The organism is Natrinema sp. CBA1119, assembly GCF_002572525.1.
Lineage (GTDB): Archaea > Halobacteriota > Halobacteria > Halobacteriales > Natrialbaceae > Natrinema.
Map to the genome: position 1 here is coordinate 2,822,842 of NZ_PDBS01000001.1, position 16,025 is coordinate 2,838,866.

Here is a 16,025-nt window from a genome sequence, read left to right on the forward strand (position 1 = left end):
TGTCTGCGATCCACTATACTGTTGATGACGGACGACTCCGACCGATCGCCCTGGTTCCCACCCGCGATGTTTACGGAGGGAATGCAGGAGATGCAGGAAGCCGGCGAGCAGGTCGCCGAATCCCAGCAGGAGATGATGAAACAGTTGTTGCAGGCCACGTCAGCGAACCCGCTCGAGAACGCCTCGGCGTTCGGTCCCATGAACATGGGCACGGCGACGTTCAAGGCCCGCGTCCAGAGCGGCGGTCGGATCAGCATTCCCGGCCCCGAACGGGAAGCCCTCGACATCGAAGAGGGCGATATCGTCCAGACGATCGTCGTTCCCGTCAAACGCAACCGAGAGGATCAATCATGACACAGAACCCATTCACCGCAGTCTTCGACGCACAGCGCACCGCAATCGAACAGAGCCAGTCCCTCACCCACGACGCTCTCGAGGCCCAGAAGACCTCGATCAGCGCCTTCGCCGACGCCGTCGAGACATCGAGTTCGCTCGCCGAGTCAAACGCCGAACTGACCAAGGGCGCAATTCACGCCTACTTCGACGCCCTCGAGGCGTCGCTGCCCGAGGAGGCCGCCGACTTCGGCGAACTCCGCGAACTCGTCGACGACGGCTTCGACTCGGCCACCGAGGCCCAGTCGCAGTCGATCGACGCCTACCTCGAAGCGCTCGAGGAGTCCGAGGTCGCCTACGAGGAGTTCGCCGCGAGCTACACCGAGGTCGTCGACACGTCGTTCGACGCCTACCTCGAGGCCCACGAGCAGGTCGAGGAGAACGTCGGTGCCGTCGCCGAAAACGTCGAAGAGGCCGCCGACGAGTTCGACGTCTCGGCGTAGATCCGGGCGCAGTTTTTTACCGTACAACCGTCAATTTTCACCCATGTCAGACTCACAACCCCCGATGCAAGACTGGAACGCGTTCGCGGAACAGTGGAACGAGCAGTTCCTCGAGGCCCTCGAGGACAATATGGAAGCGCAGGCGCAGTTCGTCGAGAGCTGGTCGGAGACCGTCGGCGAGGCCAGCGACGACACCGAGATCTCCGACGGCGTCGAGGGCTACGCTCGCGCCTACGAGACGTGGATGAACGCCTCTCAGCAGATGGTCGAGCGGGCGAACGACCAGCTCGAGGGCGAGGACGTCGACATCGAGGAGTTCCGCGACATCTGGCTCAACACGGCGAACGAGGCGTTCAAGGAGGTCATGTCGACGACCGCCTTCGCCAAGATGACCGGCGAGACCGTCGGCGACGTCCTCGAACTGCAGGAACAGGCCGACGAAGCCGCCCAGGAGACGCTCACCTCGCTGGGCTTCGCGACCGAGGGCGACGTCGTCGAAATCGGTGACCGCCTCGTCGAACTCGAGCGCCGCCAGCACGCCGTCGAGCAGAAACTCGACCGCGTGCTCGAGCACGTCGAAGACGAGCAATGAACAACCCCTTCGCAACCGCACTGAACGTGCAACGGCAGGCCTGGGAGGCGACCGCCGATCTGGCCGAGAAGACGAAGGTCGCGCCCGAGCGCACCGAAACCGTCGAGAACATCGACGTCGGGCAGACGCCCAGCGAGGTCGTCTACGAGGAGAACAAACTCGAGCTCCTCCACTACGAGCCGATGACGGAGGAGCAACACGACGTTCCGATCCTCATCGTCTACGCGCTGATCAACAAGCCGTACATCCTCGATCTCCAGCCCGACCGCTCCGTGGTCCAGACGCTGCTCGAGGCCGGCTTCGATGTCTACCTGATCGACTGGGGCGAGCCCTCCAAGCTGGATCGCTCGCTGTCTATCGACGACTACGTCAACCGCTACATCGACAACTGCGTCGACGTCGTCCGCGAGCGCTCCGGGCGGGATTCGATCAACATCCTCGGCTACTGCATGGGCGGCACGAAGTCGGCCATGTACGCCTCGCTGTACCCCGAGAAAGTCGAGAACCTCGCGCTGATGGCCGCCGGCCTCTGTTTCGCCGGCGACGGCGGCGTCCTCGAGCTCTGGGGTGGCGAGGACTACTACGACCCCGAACGGGTCACCGATACCTTCGACAACGTTCCCGCGGAGTTCCTCGATATCGGGTTCGCACTGATGGATCCCGTCGCGAACAACGTGACGAAGTACGTCCGGTTCTACGACAACATGGACGACGAGGACTTCGTCGAGAACTTCGCTCGCATGGAGCGCTGGCTCGACGAGGGTATCGACATGGCCGGCGTCGCCTACGAGGAGTTCATCCGGGATATCTACCAGGAGAACAAGCTCTACGAGAACGAACTCGAGCTGGGCGGCGAACACGTCGATATCACGAATATCGACATGCCCGTCCTCCAGATCGTCGCGGAGTACGACCATCTCATCCCGCCGGAGGCGTCCAAGCCGTTCAACGACGCGGTCTCCTCGACCGACACCGAGATCCTCGAGTTCGCGACGGGTCACATCGGGATGTCCGTTTCCTCGCGGAGCCACGAGGAACTCTGGCCGGAGGTCTGTGACTGGTTCGAAGCCCGGTCGACCGACGCCGACGTTGAGTCCGAACCCGAGACGCTGGAATCCGAGGACACTGACGCCGCTGCCGACACTGCTCTCGAGTCCGAGACGAGCGACCGCTCGGACGACGAGATCGTCGAGCGCGCCGAAGAAGACGTTCAGGACGAGCCCGCGGAGCCGGGCGAGATGACTGTCGATGAGGATGTCGTCGAGGAAGTCGCCGGCGAGGAGGCCGCTTCCGAGATCGAGTCCGAAACCGACGATCTCACCGATCTCACGGGCGTCGGGCAAGCGTACGCGGAGGACCTCGCCGCGGCCGAGATCGAGACGTTCGAGCAGCTCGCGGCCGCCGACGTCGCTGAACTCGCCGCCGAAACGGGGATCTCGCCCAGCCGGATCGAGGACTGGAAGGACCAGGCTCGAGACGAGTAGCTCACCCCGTTTCCCTCTCCACGGGTTCCCGTTTCGATTTTCCTGCCCGTAGAGTCCCCAGAGATCGAACTCCGTAGCGGTCGCTCGCGTCCGCGACTCACTCGACAGCACAACTGGATCGGTGGTGCAGCACAACTGGATCGGTGGTGCAGCACAACTGGATCGGCGGTGAACTGCGCCCGATTTGGCACTGCTCGACGGGGCCATACAGCGTTGCCACCAGCTTCGAGTCGGGTTTGTCTCAGGCTCGATATCTTGATAACTAACGGGTCGTTATTTACCATCGGACGTTGAATGTGCGACTCATGTCCATGGATGGTCGTACCTGTGTGATCACGGGCTCGGCGAAGGGAATCGGTCGGGGTATCGCGGAGTATCTCGGTCAGGAAGGTGCGAACGTCGTCATTAACTACCGATCATCGGAAGGGGCGGCACACGACGCCGTCGATGCGATCGAATCGGCGGGCGGGTCTGCCGTTGCGGCCAAGGCCGACGTCTCCAACCGCGCCGAGGTCGAACACATGGTCGAAATCTGCCACGAGGCGTTCGGCCCGGCCGACGTGCTCGTGAACAACGCCGGGATCACGGCCGACAAGCAGTTCACGGAGATGTCCCGCGAGGAGTGGGACCGCGTCATGGACGTTAACCTCGGCGGCATGTTCAACTGTACCCAACTGTTCTACGACGATATCTGGAACGCCGAGGAGGGCCGACTGATCAACATCTCGAGCGTCGTCGGCAAACAGGGGAACTTCGGCCAGGCCAACTACGCCGCCGCGAAAAGCGGCATGTTCGGCTTCACCCGAACGATCGCCCTCGAACTCGCCCAGGGCGGCTCGACGGCCAACTGCGTCGCGCCCGGCTTCACTGCGACCGACATGCTCGAGAGCGTCCCGGACGAGGTGCTCGACCGGATCATCGCCGGGATCCCGCTCGCGCGGTTGGCCGATGTCGAGGACATCGCGGCCGTCGTTCGGTTTCTCGCCAGCGAGGACTCCTCGTACGTGACGGGGGAAGTGATCGACGTCAACGGCGGGATGGATCTGTAGCAGCGGGCCGCACGCCGATAGGCGGTCCCCGTCCGGACGCGGATGCGCTCGGCCGCTGTCAGGCGTGAAGCGCGTCGACGCGAGCGTACCGCGCCGCCCGCCAGCCAGCGACCAGGGCACCGAGGGTCCCGATTCCGATCGCGATCGCGAGCCCGGCCGCGTAGATACTCGGCGGCGTTCGGAGCAGGGTTTCGAAGCCGACGAACCGGACTGCCACCTGATTCAGACCGAACGCACAGACCGGCGTCGCGAGGAGACCGAGGAGCCCGCCGAGCGCACCGAGTGCGAACCCCTGGCCGCCGACCACGCCCGCGATCAATCCGCGCGAGAGGCCGAGCGCTCGCAGGGCCGCGAGCTCCTCGCGCTGCTGGACGGCCACGAGAACCAGGGTGTTCGTCGTCAGTGCGATCCCGGCGACCAGCGCCAGCACGACGAGCGTCGCTCCGCTGGCGAGCACCAGCAGGTACTCGCTCAGCATCGACTCGAACTGCTCGTCGCTCGTCCGGACATCGTACTCCGGATACGACCGCTGGATGTCGTCGCTAACGGCGCCTCGATCGGCGTCGTCCGCCGTGGTGACGGTCACGAACGTCGCCCGATCCGATCCCGTCGTCCCGGTGAGCTCCTGTAACTCGCTGAGCGGCATCGTCACCGTCGACGTGCCGAGAAACGACGAGTACGTCGAGGAGATTCCAACGACCTCGAACTCCCGTTCCGCGGCGGTCTCCCGACTCGTCCCGACGTGGATCTCGTCTCCGACGGCGACATCGAACGTCTCGGCCGTCTGCGGATCGATGACGATTTCCCGACTCATCGGCCCGTCGTAGCTCCCGTCGGCGTAGTGGGCGTCGCCGGCCGAGAAGCCGTCACCGGTGTCGGTGCGGGCGTCCTGTGTTCCCGGGACACCGACCCCCGTCACGAGCTCAAGGTCGTCCGGCTCCGTCCCGACGTAGATCGCGTGGAACGCGAGCGGCGAGGCGCTCTCGACGTCGTCGCGGCGCTCGAGGTCGCCGGCGATCCGATGGGAGTCCGTGATCGGGTTCTCGAGACCGCCGGTCGCCGTCAGTTCGACGGCCTCGCCCGAAATCCAGACGTCCTGTCCGGCCCGGTCGAACCGTTCTTCGCCGGTCTGCAGGACCCCGAGCCCGAGACTCGCCAGCAGCGTGACGGCGAGGACGGCCAGCGCGATCGCGAGGACGACGAGAATAGTCCGGCCGCGCTCGTGGCGCACCTGACTGACCGCGAGCCCCGCGACCGCGCGCCCTTTGGTGAGTCGTCGACCCACGGTTATCGACCCAGTTCGGCGACGACGTTCGTTTGAGCGACGAGATACAGCGGGTACGGGAGCGCGAGGATGCCGGCGATCAGCGCGACCCCGATGGCGTACGGGGCGAACGCCGGCCGGGACGTCGCGATCGGGCCCGGTGCGACGGTCGCCGTCGCCACGTAGTTCGTGAGCGAGATGCCGACGATCCCGAGGATGACGCCGGCAACCGCTCCGGCCAGCGTCAGACTCAGCGTCGTCAGCGCGACGATCGCCAGGCGCGAGCGAACCGAGAATCCGACCGCCGCGAGCACTGCGATGGCCTGTCGGTCCCGGTCGATCGTCAGCGCCGACGAGGTCGCCACGAACAGCGAGCAGATCACGACCGCGACGACAAGCGCGACGAGGCTCGTCGCGAGCGCGAAGTCATCGCTTCGAATCGACGCGAACCCGCCGTCGTCTCCGGACTGAATCGTCGCGTTCGGATACGCGTCTTCGGCGGCCGCCGTCGATGTCCCCGACTCGGTTTCGACGAGTACCTGATCGGCGAGATCGGCGTCCTCGGCACCGGTCATCGACTGGAGTTCGCTCAGGTGGAGCACGACGAGCGGAAGCTCACCGCTCAAATCGGTGGCCGACACGTCCTCGACGGCCGTCACGGTGTGTGTCGGAGACCGATCGCCCGCTCCGGACCGGTTCGCCGCTTGGAGCATCGAACCCCGCACTGCGAGATCGTCTCCCGCCGACGCGTCGATCCCGTCCGCCGCGGCGTCCGTCAGCACGATTTCGCCCGTCCGCGGCCCGTCGTAGCTCCCGTTCGCGTAGTGGGGGTCACCCGACTCGAGCGAGGCAGTCGAGACGCCCTCGATCTCGGTCGGTTTGGCCGGCGGAACGACGCCCATCGCGAGCACGGTTTCGGGTTCGTCGCTCCCCGCCGTTCGAATTCTGACGGCCTCCGTGAGGACCGGCGTCGCGTACGCGACGTCGTCGCGGCGCTCGATCGCCGCCGCGCTCTCGTGGGCGTCGCCGAGCCGCGCGCTCTCGACATCGACAACGGACGAGAGCGTACCGCCCCCCTCGGGAACGACGCGGATGTCGGCCTCGTCGTCGGCCGTCGAATCGGCCGCGAGGCCGGTGGCGATCCCGGTCACGACCACCAGCAGGGCGATCGTGAGCGCGACGAGGGAGACCGTCACGGCGGTCTGTCTCGGTAATCGCCGCAGCTGCGACACAAGTCGGCCGAGCGAGAGCCGGCCCAGCCCAAGCCACCGCCGAAGCCGGCGGCCTCGAGGGCCTCCGCCGTCCCGATCCGCCGCCCTGTCAGCCACCGCGTCTCACCCGCTTATCGCGCATCGGTCGTTACCACCCCATCGAGTAGCCGGAGCACGCGGTCCGTCACCTCGATCGCCCGCTCGTCGTGGGTCGCCACGAGCACCGTCCGATCGTCCGCGACATCGACGAGCAGTTCGAGGACGCGCGCGCCGGTTTCGGTGTCGAGCTCGCCGGTCGGCTCGTCGGCGAGGACGATCTCGGGATCGGTCACCAGCGCCCGCGCGATCGCGACGCGCTGTTGCTCCCCGCCGCTGAGTTCGCCCGGCTTGTGCGTCGTGCGATCGCCGAGCCCGACCCGCTCGAGTACCGCGGCCGCCCGCCGCTGGCGCTCGCGTCGTCCGATGCCGCGTTCGATCAGCGGTAGCGCGACGTTGTCCCGCGCCGACAGCGACGGCAGCAGGTGGAACTGCTGGAAGACGAAGCCGACGTGATCGCGGCGCAGTCGCGTCCGCTCGGCCGGGGAAAGCGCCGTCAGATCCGTCTCGAGGACGGTGACGGTCCCCTCGCTCGGCTCGAGCAGCCCGCCGACGACGTGAAGCACCGTCGACTTGCCGCTGCCGCTCGGTCCGACGAGGCCCACGACCTCGCCGGCGTGTGCCTTGAAGGACGCGTCTCGAAGCGCGGTGACCGTTCGCGACGACGCGGCTCGAAATCTGGACGAGTCGCCGCCGTACCGGTGGGTGACATCCTCACACCGGACGGTGACCGGCAACTCGGCGGTCGCTCGAGGGAGTTCCTCGCCGATCGCCCGCGCTCGAGCACCGTTATCCGCGTTCGGGTGGGAATCGTGTACCATACAACTGCCTCGTCCGAGAGAGAGTCGGCAGTCGATCATTGTTTCGAGTTCCCTACTGCGGCCTGCATGCGATTGCGTGCCGCGGGCCGTGACCATCGACGGGACACCGGCTCGCTCACCAGCGGCCGAGTAGCCCCTCGGAACGCGGGCTCCGTCTCGAAAGCGCTCGTTACCGTGACTCCGGGCCCGTCGAGCGGCGACGCGCCGCCGATCGGACGCGGCGAAAGTGCGCTACGTTTAGGTAGCCCTGTGTCACGTATTGGAGTAGATGCCAACACAGCGACGGATGCGATTCGTCCGCGTGCACGTCGCGTGGATGGTTGCGACGGTCCTCGCGCTCGCGTTGCTGAACGCGCTCTCCTACGAGCTGTTTTTCGTGTGTTCGCTGATCGGCTTCCTGATCATCACGGAGCTGACGGCCCCGTTCAACGTCACGCCGACGTGGCGTCGCCGGCTCCGATGGCTCATCCTGCTCGGCCTCGTCGGCTTCGCGGTCGTCGTCGTCCGCCGGATCATCGGAATCTTGCCGCCGGGGGTGCTCCCGCTGTGAGCGGGGGCGTGAGCCGCTCGCGAGACCGACCGCTCGCTCGAGCCGCGGGGGTGACCCGATGAGCTGGCACAGGGGAGTGCTCGGCGACGGCCCCGGAATCGACTGGCCACGGGTGTTGTTGGTCGCACTCGCCGTCGCGTTGCTCGTCTCGCTCGGCGCCGTGTCCGCGACGTCGTCGGCCGCGTTCGGTCCGTACAATCCCTCGTGGGACGGCTCGTCCGCACTCCGGCAGGACGCCGCGAACGACGAAGGCGTCGAGAGCCACCTCGTCCGCGACACCGCCGAGTACGGGGAGCTGCCGGCCGATGAGACGGTCGCGTTCGTGATCGCACCGGAGCGGCCGTACGAGGGCGCGGACGCCGACCGAATTCGGAAGTTCGTCGCCGACGGCGGGACGCTGGTCGTCCTCGAGAACTTCGGCGAGCCAGGGAACGCGCTGCTGGCCGATATCGGCACCGAAGCGCGGGTCAACGGACAGCTTCTTCGCGACGAACGCCACCACTTCCGCGGGCCGACGATGCCGGTCGCGACGGGCGTCGGGAACCACACGATGACGGCCGACGTCGACCAGTTGACGTTTAACTACGGAACCGCAGTAGATCCCGGGAACGCGACGGTACTCGTCTCGAGCAGCGACTTCGCGTATCTCGGTCCCGAGGGCGACGAACTGACGGAACAAACCGAGCTTCGATCGTACCCGGTCGCCACGGTCGAGAACGTCAGTGACGGCCGCGTCGTCGTCGTCGGAGACCCCAGTATCACGATCAACGCAATGTACGACGAGCCGGATAACGCCGCGTTCGTGCGCGGGCTGTACGCCGACGCGGATCACGTCGTCTTCGACCGTTCGCACGGCCCCAGCGTGCCCCCGCTGATCGGTGCGATACTGACGATCCGCGACTCGCCGCTGGCACAGTTGTTCATCGGGGGCGTCGGAATCGGGCTCGTCGCGATGCTCTCTCGAGTGCGGGTTCGCTCCGTCCTCGAAGCCGCGCGGTCGCGGCTGCCAGCGCGCTTCCGTCCGGCCGACAGTCGCGTCGGCGGACCGGCGACTCCCGGTCTCTCCGACGCCGAGCGCGCGGAGTACCTCCGGAGACGATACCCGGAGTGGGACGAAGACCAGATCCAGCGAGTGATAGCAGCGCTTAACCATCCCCGTTCGGAAGAAGTGACCGACGAATGAGCGGGACCACCGATCCGGCCGACGGGACGAGTAGCGATCCCGAAGCCGTGTACGATCTGTTGCAGGCGGAAATCGACCGCGTTCTCATCGGCAACGAGGAGGCGGTCGAGTACCTGACGATCGCGCTGTTGACTCGCGGCCACCTCCTGCTCGAGGGGGTCCCCGGCATCGCCAAGACGACGCTGGCGAACCTCTTCGCGCGGACGACCGGCCTCGACTACAATCGGATCCAGATGACGCCTGACACCCTCCCGGCCGACATCACGGGAACGCATATCTACCGGCAGGGTCCGGGGACGTTCGAACTCCAGCGCGGTCCCGTCTTCGCGAACCTCGTGGTCGCCGACGAGATCAACCGCGCGACGCCGAAGACACAGAGCGCGTTGCTCGAGGCGATGCAGGAGCGACGCGTGACCATCGAAGGGGAGACGCTCTCGCTGCCCGACCCGTTCATGGTCGTTGCGACGCAGAACCCGATCGAATCGGAGGGCGTGTTTCGCCTGCCGGAAGCCCAGCGCGATCGCTTCCAGTTCAAGCTGACGCTGGATCTCCCGGATCGGCCGGACGAACGGGAGCTGATCGACCGGTTCGACGAGGAGCCGGAACTGGGCCCCGACGACGTCGAGCAGGTCGTCGAGCCCGAGACGCTCATCGATGCACAGGAGACCGTTCGAGCGGTTCACGTCGCACCGCCGGTCAAGGAGTACATTCTCGATCTCGTCGCCGCGACCCGGGAGCACGCGGATACCGCCCACGGCGCGTCACCGCGTGCGACGCTCGCGTTTCTCAACGGGGCCAAGGCGCGAGCCGCGATCAACGGCCGCGACTACGCGATCCCCGACGACGTGAAGTCGATGGTCGAACCGGTGTTGCGCCACCGGCTCGTACTGAGCACCGATGCGGATCTGAGCGATGTCGATTCCGCGGATGTCGTCCGGGAGATCGTCGACACGATCGAGCCACCGAGCACCGATGCGGGTCACGAAGTCGACTCGCTCGCGGCGAGCGACGGCGGTAACGACGCCGGCGAATAGCACTGTTCGACCCCTGGTAATAAGTTATTAACTGCAGTTTAGCAGTTCTTTCCATCGGTATTCGGTCCTTTCGTTCTCACCGCGATCAGTCTTCCGTCCGGAATTAAGGGATGACAAACTAAATACCATTTCGTGGAGGTCAGATTCGAAGAGTGTTCAGCAAAGATGTCAAACAGAACTAAAACGATCGGATACTGTCCGAACTGTGATTCGGAACAGGAAATCAGGGAAACGGTGCCATGGCAATCGGATCTCTGTACGAACTGCGGGTCGGACATCAGCTAGTGTACTCGCGGGCGTCGTCCGAGTTCGACGGTAGGAGTAACGATCGCCACTAGTCGTCCGGAGTGATCGCTTTCGAGTGGTGTTTCGATCGTCTCCTCGTACGACCGTCTACACCGGCGGTTCACGCGCGAACTCCCGTAGTGACCGAATCCCGGTCCGGTCCCGAGAATAGATCCGCGTCGGTTTCGACGGCGACCCGTGGCGGCTAGCGCCTGTCGTCCGACTGCTCCTGCACGTCTGACTCCTTGCGGTCGTCTCTCACGTCTGTTTCGTCCTCGCGAACATCTCCATCGGCGTCCCAGCGACACGTCACCAGCCAGTCGCTCCGCTCGTCGCCGGGGGCTATCTCGAGTCGGATCGGTCGCTCGAGTCCGGCGGCGAACCCGACCGCGAGAAACGAGGCGATCGGATGATCGAAGCGGTCGATATCGCCGAACGTGCTGTCGGTGACGGCGACGGTGATGCGACTCGCGGCGGGGTCGACGTCGGGTTCGGCGCTGCCCGCGAGTTCGAACTGCTCGACGAGGCCGTCCGCGAGCTGGGTGGCGAGCGGGGCCGGCGCGGTCGCGAGTTCGTCGGTCAGCGTGCGTTCGAACTCCGCGAACAGCGCCGCGCCGGTCGGCTCGAGGACGAGCCCGCGGTGGTCGGGATCGGTCAGAATCGGGCCGTCGAGTTCGTCGGGCACGGTATCGGTCGTCCGCTGGGGGACGTGCAGGCGCACACCGGCGGTATCGTCGGTCGGGAGATAGACGTGGTCGTCGCTCAGCCCGAGTTCGTCGGCGATTACGGCCTCGTTGGTCGCCATCGCGGCGTAGATGCGTTCGCCGACGGCCGCGGTGACGAAAGAGCCCGGCGTCAGGTAGTAGGTGAGCACCCCGCCGAACAGCCCCACCGCGGCGAGCGCGAAGAGCACGTCCCGGTTTGCGGGAAAGAGGATCGCGGCGACGGCGGTACAGATGCCAATGAGGCCGAGCCCCGCCGCAGTGCGGCGATACTGCGACTGGCGAGCGCGCGCGTACTCCGCCCGCAGTCGCCTGTTTTCCCGCTCCAAGAGCTCCGCTCTCGCCGCGAGCTCGAGCCGGTCGTCTCGTTCGTCCGTTCCGTCGGTCTCCGGGTCGGTCGTCGGCTCGTCCAGATCGATATCACTCGTACTCATGTGTCTGTCGGGGGGTCGGCGGTCGGTTCCGCGGGCGGCTCTGTCGATGATTCGGGCGGTGAATCGGCGGTCGCGTTACGGCCGGTCGGCGGTGACGGGCCGTCGCCGTCGGCCGGTACCAGTCCGAGCCGAACGAGCTCGTACCGGTGGAGCCCGTACGCGATGAACACGCCGAGCGCGAGTACCGTTGCGGCGGCCAGTCCGACCGACTGCGAGTCGACCACGAACCATGCCGTTCCCGCCAGCGCGATCGCACTCGCGACCGCGGCGAGCGCGATCCGACCGGGGCTGTCGGTCCGACGGAGGGGCGCGAGCAGGACGGCCACGAACGCGGCTTCGACGGGGAGGACGGAGAGCGGCTCGATCCCGTTCGGGACGACCGCGACGAGCGCGACGTGGCCGAACGCCAGGGCGTACGGCGGGCCGAGCAGGTAGCCCACCGCAGCAGTAGCGATCCCCGCGAGCAGGCCGAGCGGACCGGCGACGACACCGAACGCGGCGACGAGGGCTGCGAGCGAGGCGATCGTCAGCCAGTCGCGGCTCGTCGCGGCCGGAACCGCGTCGATTCGGGTACTCATGCGCGACCACCGCTCGTTCGGCCCGCTTCGAGGACGGCCGACAGCCGGTCGGCCGGACCGACCTCGAGCGCCGTCACACCGTCCATTCGAGCGAGTTCCCGACGGAACTCCTCGAACTCGACGTACCGATCGTAGGCGCGCTCGACGTCCGCCAGACCGCCGGGCTCGTAGAGCACCGATGGAGCGAGCAGGACCATGATCTCGTTTCCGCCCCGCCGCGCGAGCGCGACCGTCTCGCGGAGCTCCGCCGGCCGCGAGTCGTCAGTGCAGATCACGCTCCAGACCGCGCCCTCCGCGTTCGCTATCCCCTTGCGGACCGCTGCGTACAGCGGGTCCTCGACGATGCGCTCTCGATACACCCGGCGGTCGGCGTAGAAGGGACGCAGCGTGCTCGCGAACGCGTCATCGGCCCCTTCGAGATCTGCGAGCGAGCGGTGAACCTCCGCGGGGGTAGTGCGCCGTCGCGCGACAGAGGCACTCCCGGCACCGCCGCTGATCCCAGCGGACGGGCTCGTCGCAACGGCTTCGGCCGACGACGCGCCCGCATCGGACGGACCGGCCGACGGGGACGTTTCGTCTCTCGAACCGCTCGCCGACGTCGCGTCGGCCCGACCGGAGATGGCCGTCGCGGGAGTCGCGTCCCCGTCGGCCGTCGGCTCGAGCGCCAGGAGCCGACGCCGGATCGAGCTATAATTGGCGGCCGGCGAGGCCAGATCGAGGCTGCCGGTGATGCCGTCGTCGCCGACCGTCACCAGGCCGATCGGGTCGTTGAGTCGGCGCGCGTTCCCCGCGATGACGAGCGCGATCTCGCGGAGCGCCTCGAGTTTCGTTTCGGTCCGCGGCCCGACCGACAGCGCGGCGCGGTGATCGACGACCAACAGCGTCTGGCGGGCGGTTTCGGTCTCGTACTCGCGGACGTACGGCGTCGTGTGTCGCGCCGTCGCCTTCCAGTCGATCTCCGCCCCCGTATCGCCCGGGACGTACTCGCGCAGCTCGGCGAGCTCGATCCCCGATCCCGCTCGGCCGGCCTCGTGGGTCCCGTAGGAGGCGGCGGTCCGGTCGCCGCCCTCGCCGACGTGGATCGTCCGCGGGGTGGGCGGCTCCACCGTCACCGTCGGTCGCGGACCCGCGGTGAGCGTTTCGCGGAACAGCCCGTCCGTCGCCGTCACGGTCGCCCCGTCGAAGGAGTGGTGGCCGGCGACGGGCCACCCGATCGTCCGCGTTCGATCCGCGCGCTCGCTCTCGGGCTCGAGCGTGAGCACGAGCCGATTGGTCGCGTCGGCCGCGACCGGCACTCCGGCGGCGATCTCGAGCGTGAGCGCCGTTTCGGCCCCGCGCGTCGCAGCGAGCGTCACCGGGACCTCGTCTCCCGTTCGAACGCTGGTCCGGGCGGGAGACTGGTCGATCGACAGCGAGTCGACCGTTCGCTCGAGGTCCCGGCCGAAGCGATACTGGTGGGCCAGCAGCCACGCGCCGACGAGGGCCGCGCCGGCGAGCACGAACGGACGTGCGAACACCACGGCGAGGACGGCGAGCACCGCGGCGAGCGCGGCGACCGTCCATCCCTGGCGCGTGGGATACATGTCTGAACAGATCCCGGTGACCGTGTTCAAAGTACTGGTTACACGTCGCGATTCGAGTCGGGGCGGGAAGACGAAGAGGGACAGGCGGTACCCGCGGTGGACGAGACGTGCTAGACCCGCTCTCGAGAGAATACCTTATCCGTGTGCGCTGCGAACCGCTCCGCTGTGACTACCGCCGTCGGCCGCGTCCTAGTGGTCGCCCTCCTCGTCGTCTCGATGACCGTTATCGGCGGGATCGCTTTCACGGGCACGTCTATCGCGGCCGACGGCGACGCCGGCCCCCAGCTCGCCGTCCAGCAGAACGGAGCCGACGGGGAATCCAACGAGACGCCCTCCCATCGGAACCCGGACGAGTACTCCGAGGACGGCGACCTCGGGGGCGTTCAATCGCAACTGGCGAGTCAGCTGGGCAGCCAGCTCGGACAGGGGGCGATCCAGTTGAGCGAGGGCGAGTACGATGCAGCCAGCGAGTACGTCGATGACGAGTACCGCGAGCAGTTGGGACAGTACGTCGAGGTCTCGGGCGAGACCGAGAACGAGGGGATCGGCGACGAGTTCGAGGCGGCCGGCGAGACGCAGGCCAACCTGTCCGAATCCGTCCGGGAGTACCGGGAAACGAAAGACGAGTACGATACCGCCTACGAGGCCGGCGAGGACGAACGCGCACGCGAACTGGCCCGCGAACTCGAGGCGCTCGCGGAGGAGATCGACGCTCTCGGCGGCTCGGTTCGCGAGAGCTACGAGCGGATCCAGTCGGAGACGGGCACCGATCTCTCGGAGTCGATCGCGGCGGTCGAGACCGTCACCGAAGACGTTCGGACCCAACAGGCGACGGTTCGCGACCAGCAATTCGAGGAAACGTCGCTGACGCTGTCGCCGGAGCGCGAGGCGATCTCGTTCACGGAGCCGCTCGTCGCGACGGGCGAACTGCGGGACGCGGAGGGGACGGCGATCGCGGATCGGGAGATTACCCTCGCCGTAAGGAACCACACACAGCGGGTGACGACGGACTCGACGGGCGGGTTTACGTTCGAGTACCGTCCGACCAACCAGTCGCTGTCGGCGGAGAATCTGACGGTCGAGTACGTGCCGCGGACCCAGTCGGTGTATCTGGACGACGAGGCCACCGTCAACGTCTCGATCGAGCGCCAGGCGGAGCCGACCGTGTCGCTGGACGATAGTACCGGCTCCGTGTCGTACGGCGACGAGGTGGCCGTCACCGGCGAGCTGGCGGTCGACGGCATCCCCGTCGACGGCGTCGCGCTCGACGTCGTCCTCGGGGGCGAGCGAATCGGGACGGCCAACGTCACGGACGGCGAGTTCAACGGGACGGCCACGGTTCCGGCGTCCGTCCCCGACGGGGAGAGCGAACTGGGCGTCCGCCTGCCGTTCGAGGAACGGGCCCTCGCCGCGACGGCCGACGCGACGACCGTGACGGTGGAGGAGACCGAGAGCGCGCTCTCGATCGAGGCTGCGTCGAGCGGCGATCGGACGGTCTCGGTCAACGGCACGCTCGAGACGGCGGGCGGCGACGGGGTCGAGGGTGAGACGGTCCAGATCCGGATCGACGGGCTGAGCGCCGGAACCGTCACGACCGCCGCCGACGGGACGTTCAGCGGGACCGTGTCCGTTCCGGATTCGGTCTCTGGGGGTGACGTGTCGGTCACTGCCGCCTACGACGAACGCCGCTCCAACGTCGCGTCGGCGACGGCCGAATCGGTCGTCTCTGTCGGCGGTACGGGGCTCCAACTGCCGCTGTCGGTCTGGCTCGGCGGCGGGCTCCTCGCCCTGCTCGGAGTCGGGCTCGGCGTCTGGTGGTACCGCCGCTCTCGCCGGGTCGATTCCGTCCCGACCGTGCCGGTGGGCGGCGATGACTCCACCGCGGGCGGGACGACCGTCGCGGACCGTTCGCCGGACCCGGCGTCCGACACCGTCGAACCGCTCCTCGAGCGAGCGAGCGAACAGCTGTCGAACGGCCGGCCGGACGATGCGGCGCGAACGGGGTACGCCGCCGTTCGGCGGGCGCTGGCGTCGCAGATCGACGGGCCCGACGCGCTGACTCACTGGGAGTTCTATCGGCGGCTTCGAACCGCCGACGCGGCGGACGCCGCGTTACTCCGCGACGTGACGCGGGAGTACGAACGCGCCGCGTTCGATCCCGGCGGCGTGTCTCCGGACGAGGCGGCGAGCGTCCTCGAGCGAGCGCGGCAGCTGTGCGATCTCGACGAGTCCTCGGACGGTGGCGTTCCCGCGGACGACTGACGGCCCGTTCGCGGGAGACGCCGTTTCCCCGTTTGTGACGC

15 protein-coding genes are annotated in these 16,025 nt (G+C 67.4%); 9 read left to right on the top strand and 6 right to left on the bottom strand.

Annotated features, from left to right (window positions below):
• Nucleotides 1-24: 24 nt before the first annotated feature.
• The 5 genes from CP556_RS14010 to CP556_RS14030 all read left to right on the top strand — a co-directional run bounded on the left by CP556_RS14010 (nt 25) and on the right by CP556_RS14030 (nt 3,961).
• Nucleotides 25-354, top strand: coding sequence for an AbrB/MazE/SpoVT family DNA-binding domain-containing protein (locus tag CP556_RS14010; RefSeq protein WP_098726188.1), 330 nt, complete (start codon nt 25-27; stop codon nt 352-354).
• The gene (locus tag CP556_RS14015; protein ID WP_098726189.1) at nt 351-836 is read left to right on the top strand and encodes a hypothetical protein; all 486 of its coding nucleotides are present in this window, start codon (nt 351-353) and stop codon (nt 834-836) included. Before CP556_RS14010 ends, CP556_RS14015 begins: the two co-directional genes overlap by 4 nt.
• A 43-nt stretch (nt 837-879) precedes the next feature.
• Entirely contained in the window at nt 880-1,428 is a 549-nt protein-coding gene (locus CP556_RS14020; protein ID WP_098726190.1) for a poly(R)-hydroxyalkanoic acid synthase subunit, read from the top strand.
• Entirely contained in the window at nt 1,425-2,912 is a 1,488-nt protein-coding gene (gene phaC, locus CP556_RS14025) for a class III poly(R)-hydroxyalkanoic acid synthase subunit PhaC (protein WP_098726191.1), read from the top strand. The genes CP556_RS14020 and phaC overlap by 4 nt, the downstream gene beginning before the upstream one ends.
• Before the next feature lie 305 nt (nt 2,913-3,217).
• Nucleotides 3,218-3,961 carry a beta-ketoacyl-ACP reductase gene (locus CP556_RS14030; RefSeq protein WP_098726192.1) on the top strand — a complete coding sequence of 248 codons (744 nt, stop codon included), beginning with the start codon at nt 3,218-3,220 and terminating at the stop codon, nt 3,959-3,961.
• A 58-nt stretch (nt 3,962-4,019) separates the two neighbouring features.
• On the opposite strand, the gene CP556_RS14035 is transcribed toward CP556_RS14030, so the two are convergent.
• The 3 genes from CP556_RS14035 to CP556_RS14045 all read right to left on the bottom strand — a co-directional run bounded on the left by CP556_RS14035 (nt 4,020) and on the right by CP556_RS14045 (nt 7,353).
• Nucleotides 4,020-5,252 (bottom strand): ABC transporter permease, encoded by a 1,233-nt coding sequence (locus CP556_RS14035; protein WP_098726193.1) that lies wholly within the window; start codon nt 5,250-5,252, stop codon nt 4,020-4,022.
• Entirely contained in the window at nt 5,249-6,421 is a 1,173-nt protein-coding gene (locus CP556_RS14040) for an FtsX-like permease family protein (RefSeq protein ID WP_098726194.1), read from the bottom strand. The genes CP556_RS14035 and CP556_RS14040 overlap by 4 nt, the downstream gene beginning before the upstream one ends.
• Before the next feature lie 146 nt (nt 6,422-6,567).
• The gene (locus CP556_RS14045; protein ID WP_098726195.1) at nt 6,568-7,353 is read right to left on the bottom strand and encodes an ABC transporter ATP-binding protein; all 786 of its coding nucleotides are present in this window, start codon (nt 7,351-7,353) and stop codon (nt 6,568-6,570) included.
• A 268-nt stretch (nt 7,354-7,621) separates the two neighbouring features.
• Between CP556_RS14045 and CP556_RS14050 the strand changes: the two genes are divergently transcribed.
• Genes CP556_RS14050 through CP556_RS14060 form a run of 3 tightly spaced genes read left to right on the top strand, consistent with a single transcriptional unit; the run spans nt 7,622 to nt 10,120 of the window.
• Nucleotides 7,622-7,903 (top strand): DUF8044 family membrane protein, encoded by a 282-nt coding sequence (locus CP556_RS14050; protein WP_098726196.1) that lies wholly within the window; start codon nt 7,622-7,624, stop codon nt 7,901-7,903.
• A 58-nt stretch (nt 7,904-7,961) separates the two neighbouring features.
• Complete coding sequence (locus CP556_RS14055) at nt 7,962-9,086, top strand: DUF4350 domain-containing protein (RefSeq protein ID WP_098726197.1); 1,125 nt, start codon at nt 7,962-7,964, stop codon at nt 9,084-9,086.
• A complete protein-coding gene (locus CP556_RS14060; RefSeq protein ID WP_098726198.1) occupies nt 9,083-10,120 on the top strand; it encodes an AAA family ATPase in 1,038 nt (345 codons plus the stop codon). Before CP556_RS14055 ends, CP556_RS14060 begins: the two co-directional genes overlap by 4 nt.
• Before the next feature lie 490 nt (nt 10,121-10,610).
• On the opposite strand, the gene CP556_RS14065 is transcribed toward CP556_RS14060, so the two are convergent.
• The 3 genes from CP556_RS14065 to CP556_RS14075 are packed head-to-tail and all read right to left on the bottom strand — an operon-like array spanning nt 10,611 to nt 13,722.
• Nucleotides 10,611-11,561, bottom strand: coding sequence for a DUF7982 domain-containing protein (locus CP556_RS14065; RefSeq protein WP_098726199.1), 951 nt, complete (start codon nt 11,559-11,561; stop codon nt 10,611-10,613).
• Nucleotides 11,558-12,139: a DUF8163 family membrane protein gene (locus CP556_RS14070; protein ID WP_098726200.1), complete on the bottom strand. Its 582-nt coding sequence runs from the start codon at nt 12,137-12,139 to the stop codon at nt 11,558-11,560. The genes CP556_RS14065 and CP556_RS14070 overlap by 4 nt, the downstream gene beginning before the upstream one ends.
• A complete protein-coding gene (locus CP556_RS14075; RefSeq protein ID WP_098726201.1) occupies nt 12,136-13,722 on the bottom strand; it encodes a DUF58 domain-containing protein in 1,587 nt (528 codons plus the stop codon). Before CP556_RS14075 ends, CP556_RS14070 begins: the two co-directional genes overlap by 4 nt.
• Before the next feature lie 165 nt (nt 13,723-13,887).
• Here CP556_RS14075 and CP556_RS14080 point away from each other — a divergent pair, with 165 nt between their 5' ends.
• The gene (locus CP556_RS14080; RefSeq protein ID WP_343124875.1) at nt 13,888-15,984 is read left to right on the top strand and encodes a DUF4129 domain-containing protein; all 2,097 of its coding nucleotides are present in this window, start codon (nt 13,888-13,890) and stop codon (nt 15,982-15,984) included.
• Nucleotides 15,985-16,025 lie beyond the last annotated feature (41 nt).